At 70.9% G+C, this 13,135-nt stretch carries 8 protein-coding genes and 1 pseudogene; 8 read left to right on the top strand and 1 reads right to left on the bottom strand.

Annotated features, from left to right (window positions below; genetic code table 11):
- The first annotated feature begins 136 nt into the window (after nt 1–136).
- From D7V80_RS11150 to D7V80_RS11130, 5 genes are all read left to right on the top strand, one after another.
- Nucleotides 137–2,497, top strand: coding sequence for an FdhF/YdeP family oxidoreductase (locus D7V80_RS11150; RefSeq protein ID WP_120588125.1), 2,361 nt, complete (start codon nt 137–139; stop codon nt 2,495–2,497).
- Between the two features lie 15 nt (nt 2,498–2,512).
- Nucleotides 2,513–4,738 (top strand): hypothetical protein, encoded by a 2,226-nt coding sequence (locus D7V80_RS11145; RefSeq protein ID WP_120588124.1) that lies wholly within the window; start codon nt 2,513–2,515, stop codon nt 4,736–4,738.
- 187 nt (nt 4,739–4,925) lie between these two features.
- Entirely contained in the window at nt 4,926–6,680 is a 1,755-nt protein-coding gene (locus D7V80_RS11140) for a hypothetical protein (RefSeq protein WP_147447041.1), read from the top strand.
- Nucleotides 6,681–6,728: 48 nt separating this feature from the next.
- Nucleotides 6,729–7,934 (top strand): sigma-54-dependent Fis family transcriptional regulator, encoded by a 1,206-nt coding sequence (locus D7V80_RS11135; RefSeq protein WP_120588122.1) that lies wholly within the window; start codon nt 6,729–6,731, stop codon nt 7,932–7,934.
- Between the two features lie 58 nt (nt 7,935–7,992).
- Nucleotides 7,993–8,865 (top strand): MaoC family dehydratase, encoded by an 873-nt coding sequence (locus tag D7V80_RS11130; protein ID WP_120588121.1) that lies wholly within the window; start codon nt 7,993–7,995, stop codon nt 8,863–8,865.
- A 48-nt stretch (nt 8,866–8,913) separates the two neighbouring features.
- Here D7V80_RS11130 and D7V80_RS11125 read toward each other — a convergent pair whose 3' ends face one another.
- Nucleotides 8,914–9,150 carry a helix-turn-helix domain-containing protein gene (locus D7V80_RS11125; protein ID WP_043321491.1) on the bottom strand — a complete coding sequence of 79 codons (237 nt, stop codon included), beginning with the start codon at nt 9,148–9,150 and terminating at the stop codon, nt 8,914–8,916.
- A gap of 337 nt (nt 9,151–9,487) precedes the next feature.
- Between D7V80_RS11125 and D7V80_RS11120 the strand changes: the two genes are divergently transcribed.
- The 3 genes and pseudogenes from D7V80_RS11120 (at nt 9,488) to ftsH (ending at nt 13,032) form a co-directional block, all read left to right on the top strand.
- Nucleotides 9,488–9,895, top strand: coding sequence for a (deoxy)nucleoside triphosphate pyrophosphohydrolase (locus D7V80_RS11120; RefSeq protein WP_120588120.1), 408 nt, complete (start codon nt 9,488–9,490; stop codon nt 9,893–9,895).
- A gap of 2 nt (nt 9,896–9,897) precedes the next feature.
- Nucleotides 9,898–10,836, top strand: coding sequence for a hypothetical protein (locus D7V80_RS11115; protein ID WP_199738503.1), 939 nt, complete (start codon nt 9,898–9,900; stop codon nt 10,834–10,836).
- Nucleotides 10,837–11,012: 176 nt separating this feature from the next.
- Nucleotides 11,013–13,032: pseudogene (ftsH, locus tag D7V80_RS11110) on the top strand (ATP-dependent zinc metalloprotease FtsH).
- Nucleotides 13,033–13,135: the final 103 nt, after the last annotated feature.

The raw sequence follows: 13,135 nt of genomic DNA, 5'->3' as shown, positions 1-13,135 counted from the left end.
GTGGTTTTCCGTGGAGTTATGGGGACTCTGGAGTCCTGGCGCACGTCGACATCGGCGATGCCTGGCCAGCCGGTCCAGGCCCCCGCCTGTCGGGAAGGCTCGGGCGCGGTAGAGTCCCGCCGCGCAGAGGTGGGACATGGATCAGGGACAGGACGGGAAGGGGAACGCGCTGGCGGTGCCGGCGGCCCAGCCTCCGTTGGAGAACCGGGCTCCGGACGTGGGTCCGGTGAAGACGGTGGCGGGCGGCGTGACGGCGGTGCTGAGCGCGTTCAAGCACGTGCTGGGCGAGGCGGGCCCGTGGCGCGGCGGCAAGCTCATCTGGAAGGTCAACCAGCAGGACGGCTTCGACTGTCCGGGCTGCGCGTGGCCCGACCCCTCGCACCGGTCCGTGCAGGAGTACTGCGAGAACGGCGCGAAGGCGCTGGCGGAGGAGGGCACACGCGAGCGCGTGACGCCGGAGTTCTTCCGCGAGTGGAGCGTGGCGCGGCTCGCGGAGCAGTCCGACCTGTGGCTGGGCAAGGCGGGCCGCCTCACGCACCCCATGGTGCTGCGCGAGGGCGCGGCGCACTACGAGCCCATCTCCTGGGATGAGGCCTTCGCGCTGGTGGCGGAGGAATTGAACGCGCTGGGCTCGCCGGACGAGGCGGCCTTCTACACGTCCGGCCGCACGAGCAACGAGGCCGCGTTCCTCTACCAACTGTTCGTGCGGCAGTTCGGCACCAACAACCTGCCGGACTGCTCGAACATGTGCCACGAGTCCAGCGGCACGGGGTTGTCGGAGACGATTGGCATTGGCAAGGGGTCGGTGACGCTGGAGGACTTCGACCACGCGCAGGCCATCTTCGTCATCGGGCAGAACCCGGGCACCAACCACCCGCGCATGCTGACGGCGCTCCAGGCCGCCGCGCGCAGGGGCTGTGAAATCGTCAGCATCAACCCGTTGCCGGAGACGGGGCTCAACCGCTTCAAGCACCCGCAGGAGGTGCTGCACCTGTTCGGCCCGGGCACGGCGCTGAACAAGCTGTTCCTCCAGGTGCGCATCAACGGCGACGTGGCGCTGCTCCAGGGCCTGGGCAAGGCGCTGCTGGACCGCGAGGCGAAGGCGCCGGGCACGGTGGTGGACCGGGCCTTCGTCGAGGGCAAGACGACGGGCTTCGACGCGTACGTGGCGCACCTGGCCACGGTGTCCTGGGACGACGTGGTGGAAGAGAGCGGGGTGCCGCGCGAGCAGATCGAAGAGGCCGCGGACATCCTGGCGCGCTCGGAGCGCACCATCTTCTGCTGGGCCATGGGGCTCACGCAGCACAAGAACGCGGTGGGCAACGTGCAGGAGATCGTGAACCTCACGCTCCTGCGCGGCAGCATCGGCAAGCAGGGCGCGGGCGTGTGCCCGGTGCGCGGTCACAGCAACGTGCAGGGCGACCGCACCATGGGCATCTGGGAGCATGCCAAGCCGGAGTTCATGGACGCGCTGTCGAAGGAGTTCGGCTTCGCGCCGCCGCGCCACACCGGCCTGGACACGGTGGGGACGATCCAGGCGCTGCACGACGGGCGCGTGAAGGTGTTCTTCGCCATGGGCGGCAACTTCCTGTCCGCCACACCGGACACGGAGTTCACCGCGCAGGCGCTCCGGCGTGCGCGGCTCACGGTGCACGTGTCCACCAAGCTCAACCGCGCGCACCTGGTGCATGGCCAGCGCGCGCTCATCCTCCCGTGCCTGGGGCGCACGGAGCACGACGTGCAGGCGGCGGGGCGGCAGTTCGTGACGGTGGAGGACTCGATGGGGATGGTGCACGCGTCGCGCGGCGCCGTGGCCCCCGCGTCCGAGCACCTGCTCAGCGAGCCCGTCATCGTGGCCCGGCTGGCGCAAGCGGTGCTGGGTGCGCGCTCGAAGGTGTCGTGGCTGTCCCTGGTGGAGGACTACGACCGGGTGCGCGAGCTGATCCAGCGCTGCATCCCGGGCTTCGAGGACTTCAACCGCCGCGTGCACCAGCCCGGCGGGTTCGCGCTGCCCAACGGGCCCCGCGAGGGCCGCTTCACGACGAAGGACGGCAAGGCGCACTTCACCGTGCATCAGATACCGCGCCACCGGCTGGAGCCCGGGCAGCTGATGATGATGACGCTGCGCTCGCATGATCAGTACAACACCACCGTGTACGGACTGGACGACCGCTACCGGGGCATCCACCAGGGGCGGCGCGTGGTGTTCCTGCACCCGGAGGACGTGAAGGCGCGCGGGCTGACGGCGGGGCAGAAGGTGGACCTCACCAGCCACTTCCAGGGAGAGACGCGGGTGGCGCGCGAGTTCCTGGTGGTGCCGTACAACATCCCGCGCCAGTGCGCGGCCACGTACTTCCCGGAAGCGAACGTGCTGGTGCCGGTGGGCAGCTTCGCGGAGAAGAGCCGCACGCCCACGTCGAAGTCCGTGATCATCACCGTGGCCCCCAGCCCCGAGCCCTCGGCCCTGGTCCCGGCCAGCACTTCGAGGTCCGGGTGAGCCCGTCGAGGTCCCATGCAGCCGTTGGTTGAAGCCTCCTGGCCGGAGCCACTCCAGGCCCTCCATGCGCGCGTCGCCGCCGCGGCGCCGCAAGAGGCCGTGGCGTCGAGCGCGGAGTGGCGCGAGGACTTCGCCCGCTGGGTGCGCGGTGCTTCGCTGGAGGAGCGCACGCGCGCCCAGGCCGCCGCGTGGGAGCGGCTGTCCCCGGGAGAGCGCACCCCGGCCGAGCTGCTGTTCCTCCTGTCCTCCCTCAGCGAACTGCTCTGGCCCTACGAAGAGCCACGCCAGGGGCTCTTGAAGCAGATGCTCGCGAGGCGGGACGCAGCGGTGGCCGCGCTCCGCGAGGCGGGCGACACGGAGAGCGCCGAGCGCATCCAGCGGGAAAGCACCACCACGATCTCCACGGTGCTCACGCGCCACCTCAAGCGCCACCCGGAGGCGCTGTCGCTGCTGGTGCGCGACGTGTCCTGCACCTACGACGGCCGCGCGTTGCGCTTCCAGGACTCGGTGGAGGTGGACCTCAAGTACGTCATGGGCACGGGCGCGAAGTCCGTGGACCTGCTGGAGCAGCTGCGCTCGCTGCTCCCCGACACGCGCGACGGTGGCCGCGACAAGCTCACCGACTTCATCCGCTCGCGCGCCGCGCGCATCCCGTGGCGTGAGGCCAGTGAAGTGCTGGGCGAGCGCCTCTTCGCGCTGGCCACGTCACCGGACGGCCGCACCGGCATGCGCGGCTTCCTCGCGTGCTACCCCAACGGGCGCAAGGAGCCGGACTGGTGTTCGCGCGCGGGGCTCCTGTTGGCGCGCACCGTGGAGGTGGGCGGACCGCCCGCGGTGGTGGAGAACCTCTGCGACCTGCTCACGCTCTTCGACGCGCCTCCGGTGGATGGCCTGCGCGGCGCACTGGGCGCGCTCGTGCAGAGCGACTTCGAGACCGCCGCGGACCTGGGCCACGCGCGCTTCGTGCTCGACCACTGCCAGGGCACGATGCGCAAGGCCGAGCCCGCGCTGGCGCTCACGCTCCTGTGGCTGGAGGAGCGTCTGTTCCGCGCCTCCGTGCGGCGTGGCGTGCCGGAGGCGTTCGAGCGGCGCACCCGCGCCCGCGCGAAGCTGGAGTCGCTGCCCGGCTTCACGCACCTGGTGTGGCTGGCGGAGGAGTGCGCGGAGATGTGGCCGCGCTTCCGCACGCCCGCGCGGCCCGGTCTGGATGGGTTGGTCGCCTGGCGCAAGGAGGTCACCTGGCGCATGGGCCGCAAGCCCGTGCTGCGCAAGGCGGCCATCGAGTTCCTCCTGTGGTGCGCACCCGATGAAGCCTCGTCGGAGGCGGAGCTGGCCACGCTGTCGCTCGTCCGCAACGCCACGGATCGGCGGCTGGTGCGCAAGCTGCTGGAGCATCCGTCTCCCCGGGCCCGCTTCCGCGCCCGCTCGATTCAGTCCTACCTCCAGGCCGGAGCAGGGCAGGACAAGCACGCACCTCCCTCGGAGCCCTCCGAGCCCTCGACGCTGACGGCCTCCCTGCGCCACCTGCACGTGACGCGCGCGGTGCCCCTGGGGGGACGCACCTGGCTGCGCGACCGCGACCTGGAGGACGTGCTCGTGGGCGCGGTGGGGCGCGTGGAGGCGGACGCCGCCCAGCGCCATCTCCAGCGCTTCCGCGAGGAGACGCCGGAGCTGGTCGCGGGCCTGCTCGAAGGGCTGCGCTCGGAGCTGGCGCATGTGCAGGCGGCGCTGGGTTCGCTGGTGGCGTCGCCGCTGTCGCTGTCCATGACGGTGCACCGCCACCCGGAGCCTCCGCCGGAAGCCGCTTCGGAGATCGCCTTCATCGTGTCCGTGGAGCGCGAGGGCTTCGTGCGCACGCGCCGTGTCGTCCGCGTGCCGGTGGCGAAGCTGGAGCAGCGCGGAGAGGGGCAGTGGCTGCCCACGTTCCGCCTGGGCCGCGAGCGCCTGGACGCGCTGCTCGCGCGCACGGAGGCCGCGTTCTGCCTCTTCCTGGTGCCCGCCTTCGTGCGCCCGGAGCTGTGGGTGATGCCGGCCCGGCTGGCTCGCGCGTCAATGGAGGCGCAGGGCGCCCTGTCCGGTGTGCCGCGTGAGGCCGCGCAGGGAGCCTCCCGGTCCCTGGCGCAGTGGCTGGTGTACGACGTGCTGGGCCTGTGGGTGGGCGACGAGCGCCCCGACGTCATCGACGCCTCCCGCGAGGGTGACGCCGCCGCCGGCTTCGTGGTCGACCTCACCGTGCGCTGACCCTCCGGAAAAGCCCCCGGAATTGTCCGGGAATATCCAGAAGCCCCGGCGTAATGGCCCACGAGGGGTGCTGGAACACGCCTGGGAGGGGTCCCGGGTCACAGGTCCGTCCGTCGGCTGACGGAAGAGGGCATGCCTCCACGCGCGCATCGTCGCCGTGTCTCCAGGGAAGCGAGAGGCATTCGTCATGAAGACTTCGTTGCGTGCGGCGTGGGCCCTGCTGGGTCTGGCCGCCACGGTCGGGCTGGGTGCGTGTGGTGAAGGCACCGGAGTGAACGCCGAGCACCGGCTCGTGTCGTCCTCCGATGAGCCCGTCCTGGCCCAGCAGACGTCCGCGCTGTCGGACACGCTGGAGCAGTACGCGGCCAAGTGCGACGCGGCCATCGGCGCCACGGTGCCGGACTTCAACTGCGAGCTGGGCACGCTCGTGCCCACGACGAACCACGTCAACGGCAAGTGTGACCGGCCCAACCGGCTCAACGAGCAGTGCGACCCCGGCAGCCGCTTCCAGGTGCTGAAGGACACGGCGGACGTGTCCATCGTCGCGCACTGCCGCAAGCAGGGGAACGCGGCGAACTACTACGGCGACATCGCCGTCATCCAGACGAACAAGAAGAACGGCGCCACCTGCTTCTACCAGGCGCTGGGCACGCTCTACGGCGCGGACGTGAAGGCGCCCTCCAAGGGCACGGGCGCGTGGAGCTGGAAGACGCCCGCGGACACGGCGTCCATCCGCTGCGTGCGCTGCCATGACAACGGGGCGCTGATCCGCTCGCCGTACCTGACGCAGCTGACGGGCGTGAACAAGCTGCCGGGCGCGGGCGACTACGGCTTCAACCGCGACCAGCCCTACCGCTTCATCGGCGCGGACTTCGCGACGTGGAAGGCCTACAAGGTGGAGGTCGCCGGCAACGTGTGCCTGGGCTGCCACCGCATGGGCACGAACAACCAGCTGGGCTACGACGACGGCGTGGCGCTGGACCTGGGCATCCGCGCCACCGCGACGTCGGAGGTGGCGAAGAACCCGCACTCGCCCTCATCGCCCATCTGGATGACGCCGGGCTCCACCTACTACAGCCCGGACAACGCCGCGGCCGCCGCCGAGCTCCGCGCCTGTGCGCTGCGCCGCAACGAGGTGCCGCTGCCCAACACGGCCGCGTGCCGCATCACCCAGTACACGGACGTGGGCATCCCCAACCTCCCGGGCACCTTCACGGCGGTGTGGGAGCCGAGCACGCAGTCGGAGATCCAGGCCTACGCCCGCACCTACGCGGACTACCGCGAGAAGTATGATCAGCTCTGGTCACAGGGCTGGCGGCTGCACACGCTGCAGCCATACGTGGTGGGCACGCAGGTGCTCTACAACGCCGTCTGGCGCCCAAGCACGGAAGGGGAAATCCAGCTCTACGGCGCCACGTACACCGCCTTCCGCGCGAAGTACGACGAGCTGTGGCCGCAGGGCTGGCGCCTGAAGATCCTCCAGCCGTACGTGGTGAACGGGCAGACGTACTACACGGCCGTCTGGCGCCCGAGCACGGAAGGGGAGATTCAAATCTACGGCGCGACCTATGCGTCGTACCGCTCGACGTACGACTCGCTCTGGCCGCAGGGCTGGCGTCTGAAGCTGCTTCAGCCGTACGTGGTGAACGGGCAGACGTATTACACGGCCGTGTGGCGCCCCAGCACCGAGGGCGAGGTGCAGGTGTACGGCGTCACGTACGCGTCCTACCGCGCGACGTATGACTCGCTGTGGCCGCAGGGCTGGCGCCTGAAGTTGCTGGAGCCGTACGTGGTGAACGGGCAGACGCTCTACACGGCGGTGTGGCGGCCTGGCACCGCGGGCGAGCTCCAGCTGTATGGCTCCGACTACAGCGGCTACCGGGGGTACTACGACTCGCTGTGGCCGCAGGGCTGGCGCCTGAAGATCCTCCGCGCCTACTGAGCGCGGTCCACCATCCGTCACCGGTCCCGGGGGGGAACCGTTTCCTCCATGAACCTGCCGAGCGAGGAGTCCGCCGTGCCGCGTTTCCACTGCGAGATGAAGTCGGAGCAGAAGGGGGCGCGCGCGCGGGCCCAGGATGAACGTCCAGGGACCTACGTGGACGGGGTGCGGTGGCGCCAGTTCCGAGCCCGGGCACGGAGTGGATCCACGGGGGGCCATCCCCCCGCGCGTCACGAGACGGTATTGCCCGCGCCGTCGAACATCGACGAGGCCCAGCGTGCGCGTCGGATGCAGGTGGCTCCGGAGCAGGCGACCTTCGGAGAGCTGGTGGCCACGTCCGCCGCGGCGAGGGCCAGCTTCGAGCGCATGGCGTGCGCGGCGGCATGCAACGCCACGGTGCTGCTGGAGGGGGAGACGGGCACGGGCAAGAGCCGCGCGGCGCTCGCCATCCACCGCGCCGGGGCTCGCGCGAACGCGCCGTTCCTCGTCGTGGACTGCGGTGCGCTCCCGGCCAACCTCCTGGAGAGCGAGCTGTTCGGACACGAGAAGGGAGCCTTCACCGGCGCCATCCAGCGCCGCGTGGGCGCCTTCGAGGAGGCCGACGGAGGCACCATCTTCCTGGACGAGATCGGCGAGCTGCCCGCCGAGCTCCAGCCCAAGCTGCTGCGCGTGCTGGAGAACCGGGAGATCCGCCGCCTGGGCTCCAACACGTACCAGGCGGTCAACGTGCGCGTCATCGCGGCCACGCACCGCGACCTGCGCACGGAGGTCCACGAGGGCCGCTTCCGCGCGGACCTGTTCTTCCGCCTCGCGGTGGTGGGCATCCCGCTGCCGTCACTGCGCGAGCGCACGGAGGACATCCCGCTCATCGTCGAGCGCATCCTCGCGGGGCTGGGCGCCACGCCCGAACAGCTCGCGGAGCTCACCACGCCGGACTTCCTCGCGCGGCTCCAGCGCGCCGCCTGGCCGGGCAACGTGCGCGAGCTGCGCAACCACCTGGAGCGCTGCCTCGTCTTCCAGAGCGCGCTGCCGCCCACGTCACCGGATGCCCTGGCCCCTGTCGCGCCTCGCGCGGTGGATGCCTCGTTGACGTACGCGGAGTCCCGGCGCCGGGCGCTGGAGACCTTCGAGCACGACTACGTCGAAGCGCTCCTCAAGCTGCACGGAGGCAAGGTGTCCCAGGCCGCCGCCGCCGCGGACATGGACCGCGTCTACCTGTACCGGCTCCTGCGCCGGCACGGGCTCAAGAGCTGACGCACGCGGGCTCACAAATCCCGCGCGCGGCGGGAGCGGGTGTCGGAGAATCCGCCGCATGTCCGCTCCCATCCTCGACCTGCACTCGCTCCCGGCGATGCCCGCCACGCTGCTGCGCGCGGCGAATCCCTTCGGGAAGTCCCGGGGCAGCACCACGCTGCCGGCCCTGACGCTGCGGGCGCATGGCTGCCGCGCGTCGCCCGTGCTGCTGGAGCGCTACCGCACCGCGTGCGGCTTCGACGCCGACGGCCTCCTGCCGCTCACGTACCCGCAGGTCATGGCCACGCCGCTGCACCTCCAGCTGCTGAGCCTGCCGGACTTCCCGCACTCCGCGATGGGCATCGTGCACGTGCGCAACCGCATCCAGCAGCACCACCGCCTGCCCGACACCGCCGCGCTCACCGTGACCTGCCGCTTCGACGGCCAGCGCGAAGTGCCCGCCGGCCACGAGTTCGACATCGAGACGCGCGTCGAAGCCCAGGAGAGCGGCGAGCTGCTGTGGCAGGCCGTCAGCACCATGCTGCGCCGCCACGCCGGGCGGAAGGACAAGGACGGCGCGCGCAAGGCCCCGCCGCTGGAGGACACGCGCTTCGCGTCCAGCCGCCCCGCGTCCTGGAACATCCCCGCGGACACCGGGCGCCGCTACGCGCGGGCCTCCGGTGACTTCAACCCCATCCACCTCACCGCCATCACCGCGAAGCCCTTCGGCTTTCCTCGCGCCATCGCGCACGGCATGTGGACGCTCGCGCGCTGCGTGGCGGAGCTGGGCGAGGCGGCCCACGCGGACGCGCTCCAATTGGATTGCGACTTCAAGAAGCCCCTCTTCCTTCCGTCCCGGGTGACGTTCCAGACGGCTCGCGAGTCCGCGGGCGTGGCGTTCCGGGTGCTGTCGGAGGAGGGGAAGCCGCACCTCGTGGGGCGGCTGGGCTGACGGGACGGGCGACGCGCCGGCGGGCCGGGGAGGGGCCCGCCAGACGCGTCAATCACTCAGCTCCGGGAGGTCCGGCAGGCTGTCCGGGTCCAGCTTCATCAGGGCGCACAGCCGGCTCAGCGTGGGAATGGTGGGGACCATCACTCCTCGCTCGACGCGGGCCAGGACTTCCACGCCCAGTTCCAGGTGCTCCGCGACTTCCTCCATGGAGAGCCCCGCCTGCTGCCGCGCTGCCTTCAGCGCGGCGCCAAGCGCTTCGGCCCGCTCTCTCCGACTCTGTGTCATCCCCCGAGCATGGCGCCATCCGGCCCGCGCGTCACTTGAATCCCACACGCACCCCTCATGGACGGCGGCCCGGCCGGGGAGCGCCTCCCTGGGACGTGAAGTCCCCAACAGCCCGCTTCCCTCAGGATCCAGGCGGCTCCAGGCCCCCTCCGGGCCCGCTGGAACCCCGCTTTTGCGGCCCTGACCCACCCGCCGGGGCCGGGTGGGGTGGCCTCGCGTCCCGGGCGTGCGCACGCTGCTGCCCAGGAGGGACCTTGCGCATTGGCGCCGGTCAGGGGCTGTGTTACGCCGCCGCACCCTGTCGTCCATCTTTGGGACCCCAATCGAGGAGAAGTGAATGACCCGTCGTCACGTGCGAGTCGTCGGCGCGATGCTCCAGAACGAGATGGGTCGCTACCTCATCACCCAGCGTCCTCCCACCGCGTCGCTGCCCCTGCTCTGGGAGTTCCCGGGCGGCCGGGTGGAGGAGGGGGAGCAGGACACGGTGGCCCTCGCCCGCGAGCTGCTCGAGGAGATGGGGGTCCGCATCCAGGTGCTCGAGCAGGTCATGCACACCCGCCACGAGTACCCGACCTACGACATCGACTTTCGCGTGTTCCGCTGCCGCCTGAGCGACCCGGACGCGGAGATCCACCACCTGCGCGTGCATGACCACCGCTGGGTGGCCCTGGAGGAGATGGGCGAGTACCGCTTCCCCGACGCGGACGCGAAGACCCTGGCCCGGCTGCTGGACCTGGACCACTGACCGTGCGCCCCACCACGCGCCTCGCCGCCGCCGCGGGCCTCCTGCTGTCCGCCGCCTGCTCCAGCTCCCGTCCCACGCCCTCGGCCTCCAGCGCCCCGGACGCCGGCATGCACCAGGTGCCCGCCACGGGGATGGAGGGCTGCCTGCTCTACACGGACGGCCGCCAGACGGGCGCCGTGCCCCGCCAGGTCCCGGAGCTGTCCGGCCTGGCCGCCAGCCAGCGCCACCCGGGCATCTTCTGGGGCCACAACGACTCCAACAACGCCTTCGAGCTGTTCGCCCTGGACGAGACGGGCGCGGTGAAGGCCACGCTGAGCCTCACCGGCGCGGACCCCCGCGACATCGAGGACATCGCCGTGGGCCCGTGCACGCCCGGCGGCAACGAGTCCTGCATCTTCCTGGCGGACACCGGCGACAACTTCGAGCGGCGCAAGGAGGTGCGCCTGTTCCGGCTGCCGGAGCCCGCGTCCGTCACCGACGCCTCGCTCCCGGTGGAGGCGCTGCCCTTCACCTACGAGGACGGCGCGCATGACGCCGAGTCGCTGATTGTCGACACCCGCTCCGGGCAGGTGGGGATCCTCACCAAGACGCGCGCGTCCCTGGGCGACCTGTACGCGGTGGAGGGCCTGAAGCCCGGCGCCACGGGCAAGGCTCGCCGGCTTGGCACCCTGCGCGTGCCGGATGACGTGGACCGCCTGTCCACCGCCGCCGCCCTGCACCCCTCCGGCGAGCGCCTGCTGGTCCGCACCTACACCCGCGTGTGGGAGCTGCGCCGCCCGGACGCGAAGCGGCTGGCGGACTTCGTCCAGGCGCAGGTGGTGGAGGTGCCCGGCGCCAGCCAGGCCCAGTCGGAGGCGGTGACGTTCCTCCAGGACGGCCGCGGCTACCTGTTGGGCAGTGAGTTCGCGGGCGAGCCCCTGGTCCGCGTCGACTGCCACTGATCGGACAGTCAAGACCTCGTTCGTCGTCATCCGATCACGCCCTGCGGTTGACGGCTTGGCGGGGGTGACCATCTTTGGCCGGCTGAGGGAACCGTCACACGACATGGTGTCGGTGTGTACGGGGGAGGGGGAGGGCGAGCGTGCCGACGATGAAGCCACAGGACCTGCCGCCGGGGATGGGCCCGCGCGGAAAGAAGAGCGACAAGCCAACACCCACGAAAGGTGGGTTCAAGTTCGGCTCACCACTGGGCTACATCCTCCTGCTCGTCCTGGGGTTCCTGCTGTTCCGGAACGTGTTTCAGGACGCGGGCGTGCGCCGGGTGTCGTACAGCCAACTGCGCGACGCGGTGGAGAACAATCAGTTCAGCCGCGTGCAGATTTCAAACGAGTGGGTGAAGGGCTTCCTCAAGGAGAACGCCCAGCCTCCTCCGGGCGAGCGCGGCACGCTGCGCAGCGAGCCCAGCGCCCTGCCGTGGATGGCCTACCGCGTCCCCGGGGATGAAGGCCTGGTGCCCCTGCTGGAGCAGAAGGGCATCCAGTTCGAGGCCGTGCCGCAGTCCAGCTTCAGTGAGGTGTTGTGGATCTGGCTCATCCCGATGGGCCTGCTCATCCTCTTCTGGAGCTTCATGATGCGCCGGATGTCCGGTGGCATGGGCCAGGGCCCGCAGAGCGTCATGTCCTTTGGCAAGACGCGCGCGAAGGTGCAGGCGGAGTCCGACACCGGCGTGGGCTTCAAGGACGTGGCCGGCGTGGACGAGGCCGTGGACGAGCTCCGCGAAATCGTCGAGTTCCTCAAGACGCCGGAGAAGTTCCGCCGCCTGGGCGGCCGCATCCCCAAGGGCGTGCTGCTCGTGGGACCTCCAGGCACGGGCAAGACGCTGCTGGCTCGGGCCGTGGCGGGTGAAGCGGGCGTGCCCTTCTTCAACCTCTCCGGTTCGGAGTTCGTGGAGATGTTCGTCGGCGTGGGCGCGGCCCGCGTCCGCGACCTCTTCGCCCAGGCCACCGCGAAGGCGCCGTGCATCATCTTCATCGACGAGCTGGACGCCATCGGCAAGAGCCGCAACTCGGGCGTGGCCGGCGGCCATGACGAGCGCGAGCAGACGCTCAACCAGCTGCTCGCGGAGATGGACGGCTTCGACAGCCGCGCGGGCCTCATCATCCTGGCGGCGACGAACCGCCCGGAGATTCTGGACAGCGCGCTGATGCGCCCGGGCCGCTTCGACCGGCAGGTGCTGGTGGACCGCCCGGACAAGCGCGGCCGCGAGCGGGTGCTGGAGATCCACGCCAAGGGCGTGAAGCTGGCCCAGGACGTGGACCTCAAGGTGATTGCCTCGCGTACGCCGGGCTTCGCCGGCGCGGACCTGGCCAACGTGGTGAACGAGGCGGCGCTGCTGGCCGCGCGCAAGAACCGCGACGCGGTGATGCGGGCGGACTTCGAGGAGGCCATCGAGCGCGTGGTGGCGGGCCTGGAGAAGAAGAACCGCCGCATGAACGAGCGCGAGAAGGAGATCGTCGCGCACCACGAGGCGGGCCACGCGGTGGTCGGCTGGATGCTGCCCTACGCCGAGCGGGTGACCAAGGTGTCCATCATCCCGCGCGGCCTGGCGGCGCTGGGCTACACCATGTCGCTGCCGCTGGAGGACCGCTACCTCATGTCCTTCGACGAGCTGCGCGACAAGATGGCCGGCATGATGGGCGGCCGCGCGGCGGAGGAGATCTTCATCGGCGAGGTGTCCACCGGCGCGTCCAACGACATCAAGCAGGCGACGGAGATCGCCAAGATGATGGTCCGCGACTACGGCATGAGCACGCTGGGTCCGGTGGCGCTGAGCGGTGAGCAGGGGCCGGGCTTCTTGCGGTCCGCGGGCCTGCCTGAGTCGCGCAGCTACTCCGAGCAGACGGCGCGGATGATCGACGACGAGGTCCGCAAGATGGTCTCCGAGGCGCTGGACCGCGCCCGGGAGGTCCTCCACACGAACCGCGACAAGGTGGAGGCCCTGGCGGCGCGGCTCCTGGCGACGGAGGTCATCGAGGAGGAGGCGATGATCACCATCCTGGGGCCCAAGGTGCAGGCGCAGCGCGGCCTGCTCCACCCGGAAGCCCGCACGGTCATCTCCGCGCACCCCGTGGGGGGGCACGGAGTCCGAGCCGAACGTGCCGCCCACGCAGCACGCCGAAGGCAAGCTCGACTCTTGAGCTGAGCCTGCCTGCCCTCCGGGCAGCCCTTCGCCCACCGGATCCACCGCCAGCCTGCGGTGACCGGTGGGCGAAATTACTTTCCAACAACAAGGAGGCGTCG

It is taken from the genome of Corallococcus sp. CA054B (assembly GCF_003611625.1).
In the GTDB taxonomy this organism is placed as follows: domain Bacteria; phylum Myxococcota; class Myxococcia; order Myxococcales; family Myxococcaceae; genus Corallococcus; species Corallococcus coralloides.
This window is presented reverse-complemented; position numbering and strand designations above follow the sequence as displayed.